The 13749-nt window shown below is 68.9% G+C and carries 15 protein-coding genes; 6 read left to right on the forward strand and 9 right to left on the reverse strand.

The annotated features are described in order from the left end of the window. Position 1 precedes the first annotated feature (1 nt). Both ACFXIV_RS10370 and mrf read right to left on the reverse strand, forming a co-directional pair. Positions 2 to 286, reverse strand: coding sequence for a type B 50S ribosomal protein L31 (locus tag ACFXIV_RS10370; protein WP_379397331.1), 285 nt, complete (start codon positions 284 to 286; stop codon positions 2 to 4). Between the two features lie 4 nt (positions 287 to 290). Then, positions 291 to 1580: a ribosome hibernation factor-recruiting GTPase MRF gene (gene mrf / locus ACFXIV_RS10375; protein WP_379397329.1), complete on the reverse strand. Its 1290-nt coding sequence runs from the start codon at positions 1578 to 1580 to the stop codon at positions 291 to 293. Between the two features lie 111 nt (positions 1581 to 1691). Between mrf and rpmB the strand changes: the two genes are divergently transcribed. From rpmB to rpsR, 4 genes are read left to right on the forward strand one after another with little or no spacing between them, the layout of a single operon-like run. After that, positions 1692 to 1928 carry a 50S ribosomal protein L28 gene (rpmB, locus tag ACFXIV_RS10380; RefSeq protein ID WP_354836567.1) on the forward strand — a complete coding sequence of 79 codons (237 nt, stop codon included), beginning with the start codon at positions 1692 to 1694 and terminating at the stop codon, positions 1926 to 1928. An 11-nt stretch (positions 1929 to 1939) separates the two neighbouring features. Further along, positions 1940 to 2110, forward strand: coding sequence for a 50S ribosomal protein L33 (gene rpmG, locus ACFXIV_RS10385; RefSeq protein WP_354836290.1), 171 nt, complete (start codon positions 1940 to 1942; stop codon positions 2108 to 2110). A gap of 1 nt (position 2111) precedes the next feature. Beyond that, positions 2112 to 2417 (forward strand): 30S ribosomal protein S14, encoded by a 306-nt coding sequence (gene rpsN, locus ACFXIV_RS10390; RefSeq protein ID WP_379397327.1) that lies wholly within the window; start codon positions 2112 to 2114, stop codon positions 2415 to 2417. 33 nt (positions 2418 to 2450) lie between these two features. Beyond that, positions 2451 to 2705: a 30S ribosomal protein S18 gene (gene rpsR, locus ACFXIV_RS10395; RefSeq protein ID WP_011211513.1), complete on the forward strand. Its 255-nt coding sequence runs from the start codon at positions 2451 to 2453 to the stop codon at positions 2703 to 2705. Between the two features lie 220 nt (positions 2706 to 2925). Here rpsR and ACFXIV_RS10400 read toward each other — a convergent pair whose 3' ends face one another. Beyond that, on the reverse strand, positions 2926 to 3486 hold the full coding sequence (locus ACFXIV_RS10400) for a LysM peptidoglycan-binding domain-containing protein (protein WP_379397325.1): 561 nt from the start codon (positions 3484 to 3486) through the stop codon (positions 2926 to 2928). A 215-nt stretch (positions 3487 to 3701) separates the two neighbouring features. Between ACFXIV_RS10400 and ACFXIV_RS10405 the strand changes: the two genes are divergently transcribed. Further along, positions 3702 to 4163: a hypothetical protein gene (locus ACFXIV_RS10405; RefSeq protein ID WP_379397323.1), complete on the forward strand. Its 462-nt coding sequence runs from the start codon at positions 3702 to 3704 to the stop codon at positions 4161 to 4163. Positions 4164 to 4285: 122 nt separating this feature from the next. Here the strand turns inward: ACFXIV_RS10405 and purH are convergent, their stop codons facing one another. The 6 genes from purH to sucC form a co-directional block, all read right to left on the reverse strand. Then, positions 4286 to 5860, reverse strand: coding sequence for a bifunctional phosphoribosylaminoimidazolecarboxamide formyltransferase/IMP cyclohydrolase (purH, locus tag ACFXIV_RS10410; protein ID WP_379397321.1), 1575 nt, complete (start codon positions 5858 to 5860; stop codon positions 4286 to 4288). Beyond that, positions 5857 to 6489 carry a phosphoribosylglycinamide formyltransferase gene (gene purN / locus ACFXIV_RS10415; protein ID WP_379397730.1) on the reverse strand — a complete coding sequence of 211 codons (633 nt, stop codon included), beginning with the start codon at positions 6487 to 6489 and terminating at the stop codon, positions 5857 to 5859. The genes purH and purN overlap by 4 nt, the downstream gene beginning before the upstream one ends. A gap of 105 nt (positions 6490 to 6594) precedes the next feature. Then, on the reverse strand, positions 6595 to 8166 hold the full coding sequence (locus ACFXIV_RS10420; RefSeq protein ID WP_379397319.1) for a DUF6350 family protein: 1572 nt from the start codon (positions 8164 to 8166) through the stop codon (positions 6595 to 6597). A gap of 123 nt (positions 8167 to 8289) precedes the next feature. After that, positions 8290 to 9285 carry a DUF5336 domain-containing protein gene (locus tag ACFXIV_RS10425; protein ID WP_379397317.1) on the reverse strand — a complete coding sequence of 332 codons (996 nt, stop codon included), beginning with the start codon at positions 9283 to 9285 and terminating at the stop codon, positions 8290 to 8292. A gap of 290 nt (positions 9286 to 9575) precedes the next feature. Continuing rightward, entirely contained in the window at positions 9576 to 10490 is a 915-nt protein-coding gene (gene sucD, locus ACFXIV_RS10430; protein WP_379387303.1) for a succinate--CoA ligase subunit alpha, read from the reverse strand. Positions 10491 to 10504: 14 nt separating this feature from the next. Continuing rightward, the gene (gene sucC / locus ACFXIV_RS10435) at positions 10505 to 11671 is read right to left on the reverse strand and encodes an ADP-forming succinate--CoA ligase subunit beta (protein WP_379387302.1); all 1167 of its coding nucleotides are present in this window, start codon (positions 11669 to 11671) and stop codon (positions 10505 to 10507) included. A 510-nt stretch (positions 11672 to 12181) separates the two neighbouring features. Here sucC and ACFXIV_RS10440 point away from each other — a divergent pair. Next, positions 12182 to 13459: a M23 family metallopeptidase gene (locus tag ACFXIV_RS10440; protein WP_379397315.1), complete on the forward strand. Its 1278-nt coding sequence runs from the start codon at positions 12182 to 12184 to the stop codon at positions 13457 to 13459. The last annotated feature ends 290 nt before the right edge of the window (positions 13460 to 13749 follow it).

Consider the following 13749-nt stretch of genomic DNA (forward strand, 5'->3'; position numbering starts at 1 on the left):
GTCAGTTCTCCTCATCCGTGATCGAATTGCGATTGCCGCGAACGCGTTTGCCGTAGCGGCGCTCGAACTTCTCCACGCGGCCCGCGGTGTCGAGCACACGCTGATTCCCGGTCCAGAACGGATGCGAATCCGAGGTCACATCGACCACCAGCAGCGGGTAGGTATTGCCGTCCTCCCACTCGATGGTGCGAGTGGACACCGCGGTGGAACGGGTCAGGAAGCACTTTCCGGTGCTCACGTCCTGGAAGACCACCGGATGGTAGTCGGGGTGAATTCCCTGTTTCATCACTTCACCTTTCGTTGTTGCGAGTGGCGCCGTCCCCGGTGACGGGCGCGGATCGGGTTGTGTCACACGGCTCTTCGTGCTGATCGCCGAACGGGTCCGGCCACAGCGCGACCCGTTCGGGCGCGAAGCGCACCTGCCGCAGTTCGTCCTCGTCCACCAGCGCCCAGTGCAGCGCGTGGCGGACCTCCTCGGGATCGGCGTCGGCGACCAGGATCACCAGCGAGGTGTGGCGGTCGCCGAAGTGCTCGTGCCAGCGCAGCGAGGCCAGCGCGCGCCGCTCCGGATCCACCTCGTCCAGTTCCCCGGATGCCATGGCCGCCAGCCACTTTCCCGCGCCGCCGACCCGCAGCCCGCCGCCCGCCGACTCCAGCCACACCACCTCGTCCGGCTGGGTGGCCAGCCACACCCGGCCCCGGGCGCTCACCACGCCGTCCAGCAGCATGTCGATGGCCGAGTGCAGCCGATCGGGGTGAAAGGGGCGGTCGGTGGCGAATTCCACCAGTGCCACACCGCAATCCGGCTCCAGCGGCGGACCGCCGGCCAGCAACGGGGCGTGCGGATCGAAGGGTGCGCCGCGGCGCGCGTCCGTGGGTACCCGGCGCAGCAGCCAGGTCAGGTCATCCACGCCGAGCCCGGGCGGCCCGGCCACCCAGGCGACGGGGGCACGCGGGGCCAGCCGGGCCAGCACGGCGGCGACGCGCTCGCGGTCCAGCGGATCGGCTTCGCCGTCGAAAACCACCAGGGCATCGGCGAATTCGACCTGGCCGACGGCCAGCTGCGCCACCGTGCGCTCGTCCTCCGCGGTGGCGTGGCCGCGTTCGGACAGCGTCTCGTCGCCGGTGGCGTCGGCCAGCCAGTCGCGGGCGTCGACACAGGTGAGGACGGTGTCGATGCGCACGCTGCGCCCGGCCGGGCCGTCGACCCGGCCGACCACGCCGGTCACCGTCACGTCGGCGATGGCCTGGCACACCGCCTCCGCCTCGAAGGCCGGGTCCAGCGCGAGCACGATGCGCCGCACCGAATCCCGCTCGGCCAGCAGGCACAGGTAGGGCAGCAGGTCGGCGCGCAGGGTGCAGGAGACGCAGCCGTGCGCGAGTTCCAGCACGGTCGTGGTCTCCCGGCCGTCGATGCGGACGATGCGCCGCACCACGCCCTGGTGTAGCTCGCTCAGGTCGTGCCGGACCACGACCGTTCCGGGCTTCCCGCCCAGCAGGCGGGCGGCCTGCTCGACACCCTCGGCGGCGCGTCCGGGGAGTCCCGCGAGGACGAGCACTGGCTTGCGTTGGGACGGCACCGGTCCCCCTTTCGACAATGATTTTCAATTACCGAGGACCGAGGGTACCGTGGAATAGATTCGTTGTCGAAAACGATTGTCATGTACATCTACCACCGGAAGGGAGTGCCCATGTCGGCCATCTGCCAGGTCACCGGCCGCAAGCCGGGCTTCGGCAAGTCCGTTTCGCACTCGCACAAGCGGACCAACCGGCGCTGGGACCCCAATATCCAGCGCAAGACCTACTACCTGCCCAGCGAGGACCGGCGCATCACGCTGACCGTCTCCACCAAGGGCATCAAGACCATCGACCGCGACGGCATCGAGGCAGTGGTAGCCCGGCTGCGCGCCCGCGGCGAGAAGATCTGAAAGGGAGAACAATGGCATCGAAATCGACCGACATCCGGCCCGTCGTCAAGCTGAAGTCCACGGCCGGGACCGGCTACACCTACGTCACCCGCAAGAACCGGCGCAACGATCCCGACCGGATGATCCTGAAGAAGTACGACCCGGTCGCCCGCAGGCACGTCGACTTCCGCGAGGACCGGTGACGTGGCCAAGAAATCGAAGATCGCCAAGAACGAAGCACGCAAACTCGTCGTGGCACGGTGGGCGCAGCGGCGCGCGGAATTGAAGGAGATCATCCGCAAACCGGCGAGCAGCGACAGCGAACGGGCGGCCGCGCAGGCCGCCCTGCAGCAGCTGCCGCGGGATGCCAGTCCGGTACGATTGCGCAATCGGGACGCCGCGGACGGACGCCCGCGTGGTCATCTCCGCAAGTTCGGTCTCTCGCGCGTGCGCGTTCGCGCGATGGCCCATCGAGGAGAGCTGCCCGGTGTGCACAAATCGAGCTGGTAAGCATCCACGATTCGTGAGTGAGGAACCGCTGACATGGCAGTGAAGCGAGCACCGTCGAAGAAGGTCCGTGCCGAGCAGGCCCGTCGCCCGAAGAAGAATCCCCTGATCGCCGCCGGCATCGAGACCGTCGACTACAAGGATGTGAACCTGCTCCGCACGTTCATTTCCGACCGCGGCAAGATCCGCAGCCGCCGCGTGACGGGGCTGACCCCGCAGCAGCAGCGCCAGGTCGCCGTGGCCGTCAAGAACGCCCGCGAGATGGCTCTGCTGCCCTTCACGAGCCGATAGCTCGCCACATCCCCGGACGAAAACCCAAGAGTTGAAACAACTCTCGGACTCCCAGGGGCTTCGCCCCTGAAACCCCAACTACAACAGGAAAGCCCCGCGCCGCCTCGGTCGGGGCTTTCCTGTTTGTCAGCGCGGGATCCCCACCCACCCAAATACGATGCCCCCGAGTGCATTAGCACTCGGGGGCATCATTTCTCGTAAACGTCGGCAGGGCCGCGCCTTACGGGATGGTCAGCACCTGGCCGGGCTGGATGAGGTCGGGGTTGTCGATGCCGCTGGCGTTGGCGATCTCCTGGTAGCGGTTGCCGTCGCCGTAGAAGCGCTCGGCGATGGCCCACAGGGTGTCACCCGGCTCGACGGTGTAGGTCTGGGCGGCGGGCGGCGGCGGGGGCACGTCCTCGACGACCGCGGCGGCCTGGGCCTGGACCGGCTCCGGTGCGGGGAGCGGGTTGTCGGTGTTGGTGCCCGACGACCAGACGGCGCCTTCGGAGCCGTACAGCACCACATTGCGGTCGGGCTGGACGACCAGACGGTCCACGTTCTTGCCATTGGTCTCGGTGGACCAGGCGGCGCCGTCCTCCTTGTAGAGAACGAAGTTGCCGTCGTCTTGCAGGGTGGCCCGGACGACGCCCTGGCCGTTGGTGCCGGTGGCCCACACGACAGTGCCGCTCGGTTCGGACAGCACCAGGTTGCCATCATCTTGCAGAGTCAGGGTGTAGGCACCGCCTTGCAGCGCCTCTCCACGACCGAGTTCTTCGCCGACCTTCAACGAGTCGCCCACGGTGCGTCCTTTCGGGAGGGGGTGATCATGAGATAAGCCGATGGCGCGGAACTGCATTCGCACATCTGTCACGACACTACCGATCCCGCGCCGGTCACCGCACGGTTACGCGCCGGTTCTGCGAAGATTTCGGCGTGTCTTCGCCAGAAATTCGCCAGGGGGCCGAATCCGGCGCGTGCGCCTGCCGTGCGGTCGCGGACACTAGGGTGTCAGCCATGTACGGGACACGGGGACGCCGCCTGATCGCTGCCGCCGCAGCCACGCTGATCGGGCTCACCATCACGGCGTGCGGAAGCACGGAAAGCACTGGCGACCAATCGAAGACCAGCGCCGCCGCGACCAGCACCAAGACCACGCCGACCGAGGCGCCCAGCGGGCAGATCGGACGGGCTTTCACGGCGGATCCGAGTATCGTGAGCCCACACGGCATTTCGTTCGACAGCTGGACCCGGGTCGCACCCGACCGGATCGCGGTCAACTTCCAGATCGGCTCCCCCGAGTGCTACGGCGTGAACGCCACCGTCACCGAAACCTCCTCGACCGTCACCGTCGACCTGAAGTCCGGCACCCTGCCCGACGCGGTCGGCAAGATGTGCACCATGATCGCCGTCTTCGGCACCCTCGAAATCCAGCTGAAGTCCCCGCTGGGTGATCGAAAAGTCCTCAGCGCCAACTAGTTCCCGGCACTGCGGCGGAGGCGGTCCGCGCACGCGACAGGGGCCCGGATCGATGGACGATCCGGGCCCCTGCCCCGATGTTGTTGTCCCGCTGCACGACTCGCGTCAGCGGGGGCTCACGCTCAGTGCGCGAAGTGCCGGGAACCGGTCAGGTACAAGGTCACTCCGGCCTCACGGCACAGCTCGATGGTGTCCTTGTCACGGATCGAACCGCCCGGGTGCACGATGGCGCGCACGCCGGCGGCCACCAGGATCTGCGGGCCGTCCGAGAACGGGAAGAACGCGTCCGAGGCCGCCACCGAACCCTTGGCGCGGTCACCGGCCCGCTCCACCGCCAGCTTGCAGGAATCGACCCGGTTGACCTGACCCATGCCGACACCGACGGCCGCGCCGTCATCGGCCAGCAGGATGGCGTTGGACTTCACGGCACGGCACGCGCGCCAGGCGAATTCGAGATCGCGCAGGGTGGCCTCGTCGGCAGCCTCACCCGCGGCCAGCGTCCAGTTGGCGGCGCTGTCACCCGCGGCGTCGAGGATGTCGCGCTCCTGCAGCAGCACACCGCCACTGACCGGACGCAGCTCCGCACCCTTGCGCCGGGCCGGCTCGGCCACCAGCACGCGCACGTTCTTCTTGCGCTGCAACACCTCGACCGCGCCATTGGCGTAGGACGGGGCCACGATGACCTCGGTGAAGATGTCGGCGACCTGCTCGGCCATCTCCACGGAGACCTCACGATTGGCCGCGATCACGCCGCCGTACGCGGAGACCGGGTCGGTGGCGTGCGCCTTGCGGTGCGCCTCGGCGATGTCCGCGCCGACCGCGATGCCGCACGGGTTCGCGTGCTTGATGACCGCCACGGCCGGCTCGTCGAAGTCGTAGGCGGCGCGCCAGGCGGCGTCCGCGTCGGTGTAGTTGTTGTACGACATCTCCTTGCCGTGCAACTGCTGCGCCTGCGCCAGCCCGACCGGGCCACCCTGGTTGGTGTACAGCGCGGCCGCCTGATGCGGGTTCTCGCCGTAGCGCAGCACGTCCGCGCGCTGCCAGGTGCCGCCGATCCACTCCGGGAACTGCTGCGCGTCTTCGGGTTCCGGCGCGACGGCCGGGACCGCCACACTGGTCATCCAGCTGGCGACGGCCACATCGTAGGTGGCGGTGTGCTGGAAAGCCTTGGCGGCCAACGCGGTCCGCTCGGCCAGGGTGAAACCGCCCTGCTGCACGGCGGCGATCACATCGGCGTAGTCACCGGTGTTCACCACGACCGCGACCGACGGGTGGTTCTTGGCGGCGGCGCGCACCATGGACGGCCCGCCGATGTCGATCTGCTCGACGCACTCGTCGACGCTCGCGCCGGACGCGACCGTCTGGGTGAACGGGTACAGGTTCACCACGACGAGCTGGAAGGCCTCGACACCCAGCTCGACGAGCTGGTCGACGTGCTCCTCCTTGCGGGTGTCGGCCAGGATGCCGGCGTGCACCCGCGGGTGCAGCGTCTTGACCCGGCCGTCCAGGGTCTCCGGGAAACCGGTCAGGTCTTCGACCTTGGTGACCGGAATGCCGGCGTCGGCGATCTTGCCGGCGGTCGAGCCGGTCGACACCAGCTCCACCCCCGCACGGTGCAGACCGGTGGCCAGTTCGATCAGACCGGTCTTGTCGTAGACGCTTACGAGGGCCCGCTTGATCGGCTTGCGTTCACTCACCGGAGAACTCGCTCATCTGGGATAACTGCCTTTCGTCCATCGGAGACAATGCCTCGGGTAGCGACAGCGGCGACGACCTCCGCCAGCAGCCGGCGCTCCACGACCTTGATGCGCTCGTGCAGGGTGTCCTCGTCGTCATCGGGCAGCACCGTGACCGCCTCCTGCGCCAGGATCGGCCCGGTGTCGACACCCGTGTCGACCAGATGCACGGTGGAACCGGTCACCCGCACGCCGTAGGCGAGCGCGTCCCGTACCCCGTGCGCGCCCGGGAAGGCGGGCAACAGCGCGGGATGGGTATTGATGATGCGACCGCCGAAACGGTCCATGAAAGCGGGGCCGAGAATCTTCATGAAGCCCGCGGACACCACCAGATCGGGTTCGAAGGCGGCGACCACCTCGGTGAGCGCGACATCCCATGCGGCGCGGTCCGGGAAATCGCGCAGCGCGACCTTGAACGACGAGACATCGAAGGCCTCGGCGTGCTCGGTGGCGGCGCAATCGCGATCCACCCCGACGGCGACCACGGTGGCCGGATAACCCGGCTGCTGCGTCGCTTCCAGCAGCGAACGCAACAGGGATCCGGTGCCGGAAGCCAGCACCACGACGCTCGCGGGCGCGGTCGGCGGCAGCTGCGGGGCGGGCGTGGACGTCAGCGCACTACTCCCTGTCGATCGGAGCGGGATGGGGACGGCGGAAACGAACCCGCCGCCTCAAGCCTAACGACCGTCCACTTGCTACTTGTCCGGCAGGTCTCCCTCTACCACTTCCGCGTCGACGATGTCGGTGTTGTCGGTGGATTTCACAGCGGCATCGGCGGCGTGCTCGTCCTGGTCGTCGACCAGTTCGGCGTCGAGGGCGCCGTCGAGATCCTGCTCCTCGTACCAGCGGCTCTCGTCGTCGTGGCCGGCGCCGGGCCGGGCGTGAGCGGCGGCCTCGTCGTCGAAATCCTCGTCGTAGTCGTCGTACTCGTCATCGTCGTAGTCGTCGTCCACGTACTCGGCGTCGTCGTCCGCGTAGTAGTAGTCGTCCTCGTACTCGTACTCGTCGTCATAGGCATCGTCGAAGGCTGCGGGGGCCACCACGGCCGGGCCGCCGAAGAACCGGGCACCCAGCATGCCCACGTATCCGGCGACGGCCAGCCAGACGAACACCAGCGCCGCGCCCACCGCATTCGGCGCGATCCGGCCGAAGGTGCCCAGCTCGCCCCCGGCCACCACGCCCAGCAGCGCCACCACGACGGCCGCCACCCCGGCGGCGGTCAGCGTCGCCCAGGGCGCGGTCGCCCGATCATGCGAGGTGCGACCACAGTCCAGGCCCGACAGCACCCCGATCGCCGCGGGCGCCAGGAGCAGCACCAGCCACCACACCGCCACCGGACCCGACGGCACCGCGGCCGCCACCGGCACCGCGGGCACCGGCGCGCCCTGAATCGCGAACAGGCTCAACGATCCCGGGCCGATCTGTACCTGCCCGCCGGCCAGCACGCTCACCGCGTCGACTGCGACATTCGGCAGGTAGGCCAGCGACAGCAGCGTCAAACCCAGTGCGCCGACCGCGTTTCCGGCCGCATGGTAGGTCTCGCCGAGGCGGGACCAGTGCAGCAGGAACGACACCACGGTCACCGCGGTCGCCGCCAGCAGCAGGCGGCCCACCGCCCGCAGCCCCGCCCGGAAACCGGGAACCACCCAGTCCGGCAAGGGAATCGGCAGCAGATCGGCGAAGTCGCGCCAGCGCCGCGCACCGATGCCCACGAGCGCCGCCAGCAGATTCAGCCCGAGCACCCAGGCGAAGGCGGCCAGGGTGTCCGGCGGCTGCAACGACACCACCGCCGCCGCGTCCTCGGCCACCGCGAGGCACACCGCGGTGATCAGCAGCGGGCCGCCCACCGCGGCGCCCAGCACCCAGCCCAGCTCGGCGGTCTCGCACTCGGGCCCGGCCGCCTGCGCGCTGTCCCGCGCCACCAGCCACAGCATCAGCAGGGTCGGCAGCAGCGGCCACAGCCCGATCCCGGTCTTGCCGATCACCAGCGGAACCTGGTGCACCGCAAGCCAGCTCGCGGCGATGGCGCCCGACGAACCGCTCATCCCGCTGCCCGCCGCGAACAGGGTGGCGTACACCAGCACGAAGATCACCAGCAGCGTGATGGCCGAGGCGCGCGCGGCGACCAGCATCAGCACCCGGGCGCGTTCCGGGGTCAGCGATCCGAAACCCCCGCCGCCCCCGCCGCGCCGCCGGACCGCGGGCCGCGGCGGCTCCCGGCGATCGGGGTCGCTCAGGCGAGCCAGGGCGGTTCTGGGGGCATTCATGGACATCCAGCGTGGCAGCATCTCGGAAACCGTGGGGTCAGGCGCGCCGGAACGACCGGCGCGCTGGCAAAAGAGAACGGCCCCCGGTGACATACCGGAGGCCGCTCCTGACGGGAGGCGAAACTACTTGTCGTCCTGGCCCGGCCGGAAGGCCCGGGTGGCGTCCGCCGACGGATCCGCCGCCTGCTCGCCGCCGAAGGGCTGCGCCGGGCGCTGCGGCTGAGCGCCGAAATGCTGGGTCGCGTCCGCACTCCCGGCCGGCTGCTGCGGCGCGCCGTACGGCGACTGCTGGCCGTAACCGGGCTGGGCGGGCTGCTGGCCGTAGGACGGCGGCTGCTGACCGTAGGTCGGCTGGGAACCGGTGCCGTAGCCCGCGGGCTGCTGACCGTAACCGGCCGGCTGACCGTAGGACTGCTGCTGCGGCTGCTGCCCGTACCCCGCCGGCTGACCGAACGACGGCTGCTGACCGTAGCCGGGCTGCTGACCGAACGCCTGCTGCTGGTACTGCGGCCCGGTGGAGCTGAACGGCTGCTGCGGCTGCTGACCGTAACCACCCTGCGGCGCAGCCGGTTTCGGCTCCGGCGCCTTCACGATGCCGAGCTCGAACAGCAGCGCCAGCACGGCCACCACGGCCTGCACGAACGACAGGAACAGGATCACCCAGCCGCCCCACTTCAGCGTCACGCTGTCGCCGAGGTCGAAGGAGCCGAACAGGATGCCCAGGAACGCGCCGAACGAGGCGGCCGCCACGATGCCGGTGTTGCCGCTCTGCTTGGGCAGCAGCGACAGGCCGGCCAGCAGACCCGCGATCAGCAGGATCGTCACCAACGCCGCGGAACCGGTGCTCTCGAACAGGCTGAAGCTGGTGTCACCGCCGACCCGGGTGTTGCCGATCTCGACGGCCTTGGTGCCGATATAGGGCGCGAAGCCGAGCAGGAAGTTGATGACGCCGAGCGCGGCCACGCCCACGGCGAGGAAGAACGGCAGGCCCTTGCCCCCAACGGGCGACGTGCCCGACCCGGCAGCAGGAGCGCCCGTGGGCTGCGAGCCGTAGCCGGGTACGGAGGAGGGCGTCGGCTGGGGCGCGTTGTATCCCGAGCCCCCGGTCGGGTATGACATGTCGTCGTCTCCTATCGAGTCGTTCACGAACCTCCACCGACGCTACTGCACTCGACGGCAGCGGGCACCATCTACCACCAGCCGTGGCCCGACCGCAATACCCGAATCGGCGCAGCACACGACCGCCCTACCCGGCCCGTCGCACCCGAAAACCCCACCCCGGCCAGGTTCGTCACAGTCCCGCGAATCACGAAGGCCGCCTGTCGAATTCGACAGGCGGCCTTCGTATTCAGCCAATCAGATCTCGCCCTGTGCCCCGCTTCCGCCAGGAAGCGGGGCACGAGAACTCATCAGGCGCTGATGCTGGCCTTCTCGAGGATCTCGCGCGCCAGGGCGGCGGTCTCGGACGGGGTCTTGCCGACCTTCACGCCCGCGGCCTCGAGGGCGTCCTTCTTGGCCTGGGCGGTACCGGCGGAGCCGGAGACGATGGCGCCGGCGTGGCCCATGGTCTTGCCCTCCGGCGCGGTGAAGCCCGCGACGTAGCCGACGACCGGCTTGCTGACGTTGGCCTGGATGTAGGCCGCGGCCCGCTCCTCGGCGTCGCCGCCGATCTCGCCGATCATGACGATGAGCTTGGTCTCCGGGTCCTTCTCGAACGCCTCGATGGCGTCGATGTGGGTGGTGCCGATGACCGGGTCGCCGCCGATGCCGATGGCGGTGGAGAAACCGAAGTCCCGCAGCTCGTACATCATCTGGTAGGTCAGGGTGCCGGACTTGGAGACCAGGCCGATCGGGCCCTTGCCGGTGATGTTGGCCGGGGTGATGCCGACCAGCGACTCACCCGGGGTGATGATGCCGGGGCAGTTCGGGCCGATGATGCGGGTCTTGTTGCCCTTGTCCACGTTGTAGGCCCACGCGTAGGCGGTGTCCTGCACCGGGATGCCCTCGGTGATGACCACGAGCAGCGGGATCTCCGCGTCGATGGCCTCGATGATGGCGTCCTTCGAGAAGGCCGGGGGAACGAACGCGATGGAGGTGTCCGCGCCGGTCTTCTCCATCGCCTCGGCGACGGTCGCGAAGACCGGCAGCTCGACCTCGTTGCCCTGGGCGTCGACGTGCTTGACGGTGGTGCCCGCCTTGCGCGCGTTCACACCGCCGACCACGTTGGTGCCCGCCTTCAGCATCAGGGCGGTGTGCTTGGTGCCCTCGCCGCCGGTGATGCCCTGGACGATGACCTTGTTGTCCTTGTTCAGGAAGATAGACATGTTGGTTCGTGTCCTTACTTGGCCGCAGCCAGCTCGGCGGCCTTGTCGGCGCCTTCGTCCATGGTCTGAGCGAGGGTCACCAGGGGGTGGTTGGCGTCGACGAGGATCTTGCGACCCTCCTCGACCTTGTTGCCGTCGAGGCGGACGACCAGCGGCTTGTTGGCCTCGGCGCCCAGGATCTCCAGGGCCTGCACGATGCCGTTCGCGACCGCGTCACAGGCGGTGATGCCACCGAAGACGTTCACGAACACCGACTTGACCTGCTCGTCGTTGAGGATGACGTCCAGGCCCGCGGCCATGACGGCGGCCGAAGCGCCACCGCCGATGTCGAGGAAGTTGGCGGGCTTGACGCCGCCGTGGTTCTCACCGGCGTAGGCCACGACGTCCAGGGTCGACATGACCAGGCCGGCGCCGTTGCCGATGATGCCGACCTCGCCGTCGAGCTTCACGTAGTTGAGGTCGTTCTGCTTGGCCTTGAGCTCGAGCGGGTCGGTGGCGTCGATGTCCGCGAACTCGGCGTGGTCGGGGTGGCGGAACTCGGCGTTCTCGTCCAGGGTCACCTTGCCGTCGAGGGCGAGGATCTCGTCGTTGGGGGTACGCACCAGCGGGTTGACCTCGACCAGGGTCGCGTCCTCCTTGATGAACACCTCCCACAGCTTCTGGATGGTCACCGCGGCGGCGTCGAGGATGTCGGCGGGCAGGTGGCCCTGCTCGGCGATGGAACGGGCGAAGGCCAGGTCCACGCCCTTGACGGCGTCGACCGGCACCTTGGCCAGGCGGTCCGGCTTGGTGGCGGCCACCTCCTCGATCTCCATGCCGCCCTCGACCGAGCACATGGCCAGGTAGGTGCGGTTGGAGCGATCGAGCAGGAAGGAGATGTAGTACTCCGAGGCGATGTCCTTGGCCTCGGCAACCAGGATCTTCTTGGTGATGTGGCCCTTGATGTCCAGGCCCAGGATGTTGTTCGCGTGGGTGAAGGCGTCGTCGGGGGTGGCGGCGTACTTCACGCCACCGGCCTTGCCGCGGCCACCGACTTTGACCTGCGACTTGATCATCACCGGCTTGCCGATTTCTTCCGCGATCGCACGGGCGTCCTCGGCCGAGTCCGTGACGCGGCCCTCCGACGAAGGCACTCCGTGCTTCACGAAGAGTTCCTTCGCCTGATATTCGAAGAGATCCATGTACTCACCGTCTCGTCTGCGTTGTTGTGACAACGTCTTGGTTGGCGGCCCGTCGTCGGAGGCGGGTTGGCTCGGACTCTAATCAGTCACATGGAGCGGAAATCAGCCGCATACAGCCTAAGTGGCGCAGGTCACGGTACTGTCTCCGCGGTCCTAAAAGCCCTCGTCAATGCTACTCATCGGTAGCTTGTTGACCCCGCGCCAGGTGGGACACACGAATCCCGGACAGTGCTACTGGCTACGACGTTGTGTCGTTGAAAAACCTCACCCGGTTACCCGAAGCACAGTGAGCGCATTCCCGCTGGGAACGTGATCAATATCACAGCAGCGTGTCGAACCAAGTCCATCGCTTGCTGAGCCGCAATCGTTTCGTTACCGTCGTTGCGGTCGATGTCACAACCCGGTCACGGACAGGAGGACGGCAGGCTTGACGCAGCACAGCGCTCCCAAGGAAATGAGCCGCTCCGCAGGCGACTTGTCGGCCCCGCAGCACTCTCCGGACCGGCGCAAATGAGCGACGGCCCCTTCCCCTCGCAGCCCCGCGCCAGCCGCGGACACCGCTATCGCGAGGACGCAGAGAATTACGGCGGCGCGACCACCTTCGATGCCCCCGCCCCGACGCACAGCGGGGTCGCCCACGGCGACTGGGATGCCACCCAGGCCTGGAACGGCGACACGCAGTGGGATTCCGGCTCCGAGTGGAATTCCGATGCGGACTGGAACGGCGGTCAGCAGTGGGGTGAGTCCCCGCAGTGGGACGAATCCGCCGACTGGCAGCCCGAACCGAGCTGGGACTACAACGCCCAGACCACCGTGAACGGCTGGGCCGCACCGAATCCGAGTGATTGGGCCCCGCAGTCGCGGACCAACTGGGATCCGACCGCGGACCCGACCCCCTCCGACGAGTACCGGCCGGTCTACACGTTCAAGACCGCGTCCGGCGAGAAGCTCCAGTTCTCCGGCGACGGCGCCCGCCTGAATCGCAGTGCGCGGGAAGCCGATGCCGAGCACGACGCCGACTACGACGAGCCGCGCCCGACCCGCTCCGGCGGCAAGCGCCGCTCCGGCGGCACCCACCGCCTACCCGCCCCGCCCACCGCGCTCAAGGGCCGCGCCGCGGTCGTCGCGGTCGCCGCCGGTGCGGTCGTGGCCGCGGGCCAGGCCACCATCGAGTCCACGGGCCATGACAACAGCAATGTCGACTACCAGGCCGCCAACCAGGTCAAGGAGGTCGCTGCGACCTCGGTGGTCGGCGACGGCGCCCCCGGATCGCCCCAGGTGGTGAGCCCGAACGCGCCCGCGAGCCTGGACCAGTTCAACGACATTCTGGCCAAGGGCAAGCAGTTCGCCGCCGACATGGCCAACCAGGAGGCGTCGAAGAACCGGCCGCTGTGGACGAAGTTCGCCGCCGGCACCTTCACCTCCGGCTTCGGCATCCGCTGGGGCGTCGCCCACCAGGGCGTGGACATCGCCGCCCCGATCGGCACCCCGATCTACGCGGTGGCCGACGCCACCGTGCTCGAGGCCGGTCCCGCTTCCGGTTTCGGCATGTGGGTCCGGCTGCTCCACGACGACGGCACCGTCACCATCTACGGCCACATCGACACCGCGACCGTCTCGCAGGGCCAGCGCGTACTGGCGGGCGACCAGATCGCGACCGTCGGTAACCGCGGCTTCTCGACCGGCCCGCACTGCCACTTCGAGGTCTGGCTGAACGGCGTCGACAAGATCGACCCGCTGCCCTGGCTGGCCTCGCGCGGCATCTCGCTCGGCCCCGAACGGGACTGACCCGCAACCGAACCCGATCCGAAAGGCGCGCCCGGCAGGGCGCGCCTTTCGGCGTTCCGGGCGGCTCCCGGCGGAATCGGGCTGACCGGCGACCGGATCGAACCCGTCATGCGGACCGTGCAGATCGCCGACGACGCGGAGGCGTCGGGCGGACCGGCCCCATCGCGCGGCCCTGACGGCCCCGGAGCGGGTCCGGCCGCTGCGCGCCGAGGTCACGTCGGGGTGGTTGGATCCCGTTGCGGTACGGGCGATTCTGGACGCCGGCGGGGCATCGTCCGCCACGCCGCGTC

The sequence above is a fragment of the Nocardia sp. NPDC059236 genome, assembly GCF_042754085.1.
In the GTDB taxonomy this organism is placed as follows: domain Bacteria; phylum Actinomycetota; class Actinomycetes; order Mycobacteriales; family Mycobacteriaceae; genus Nocardia.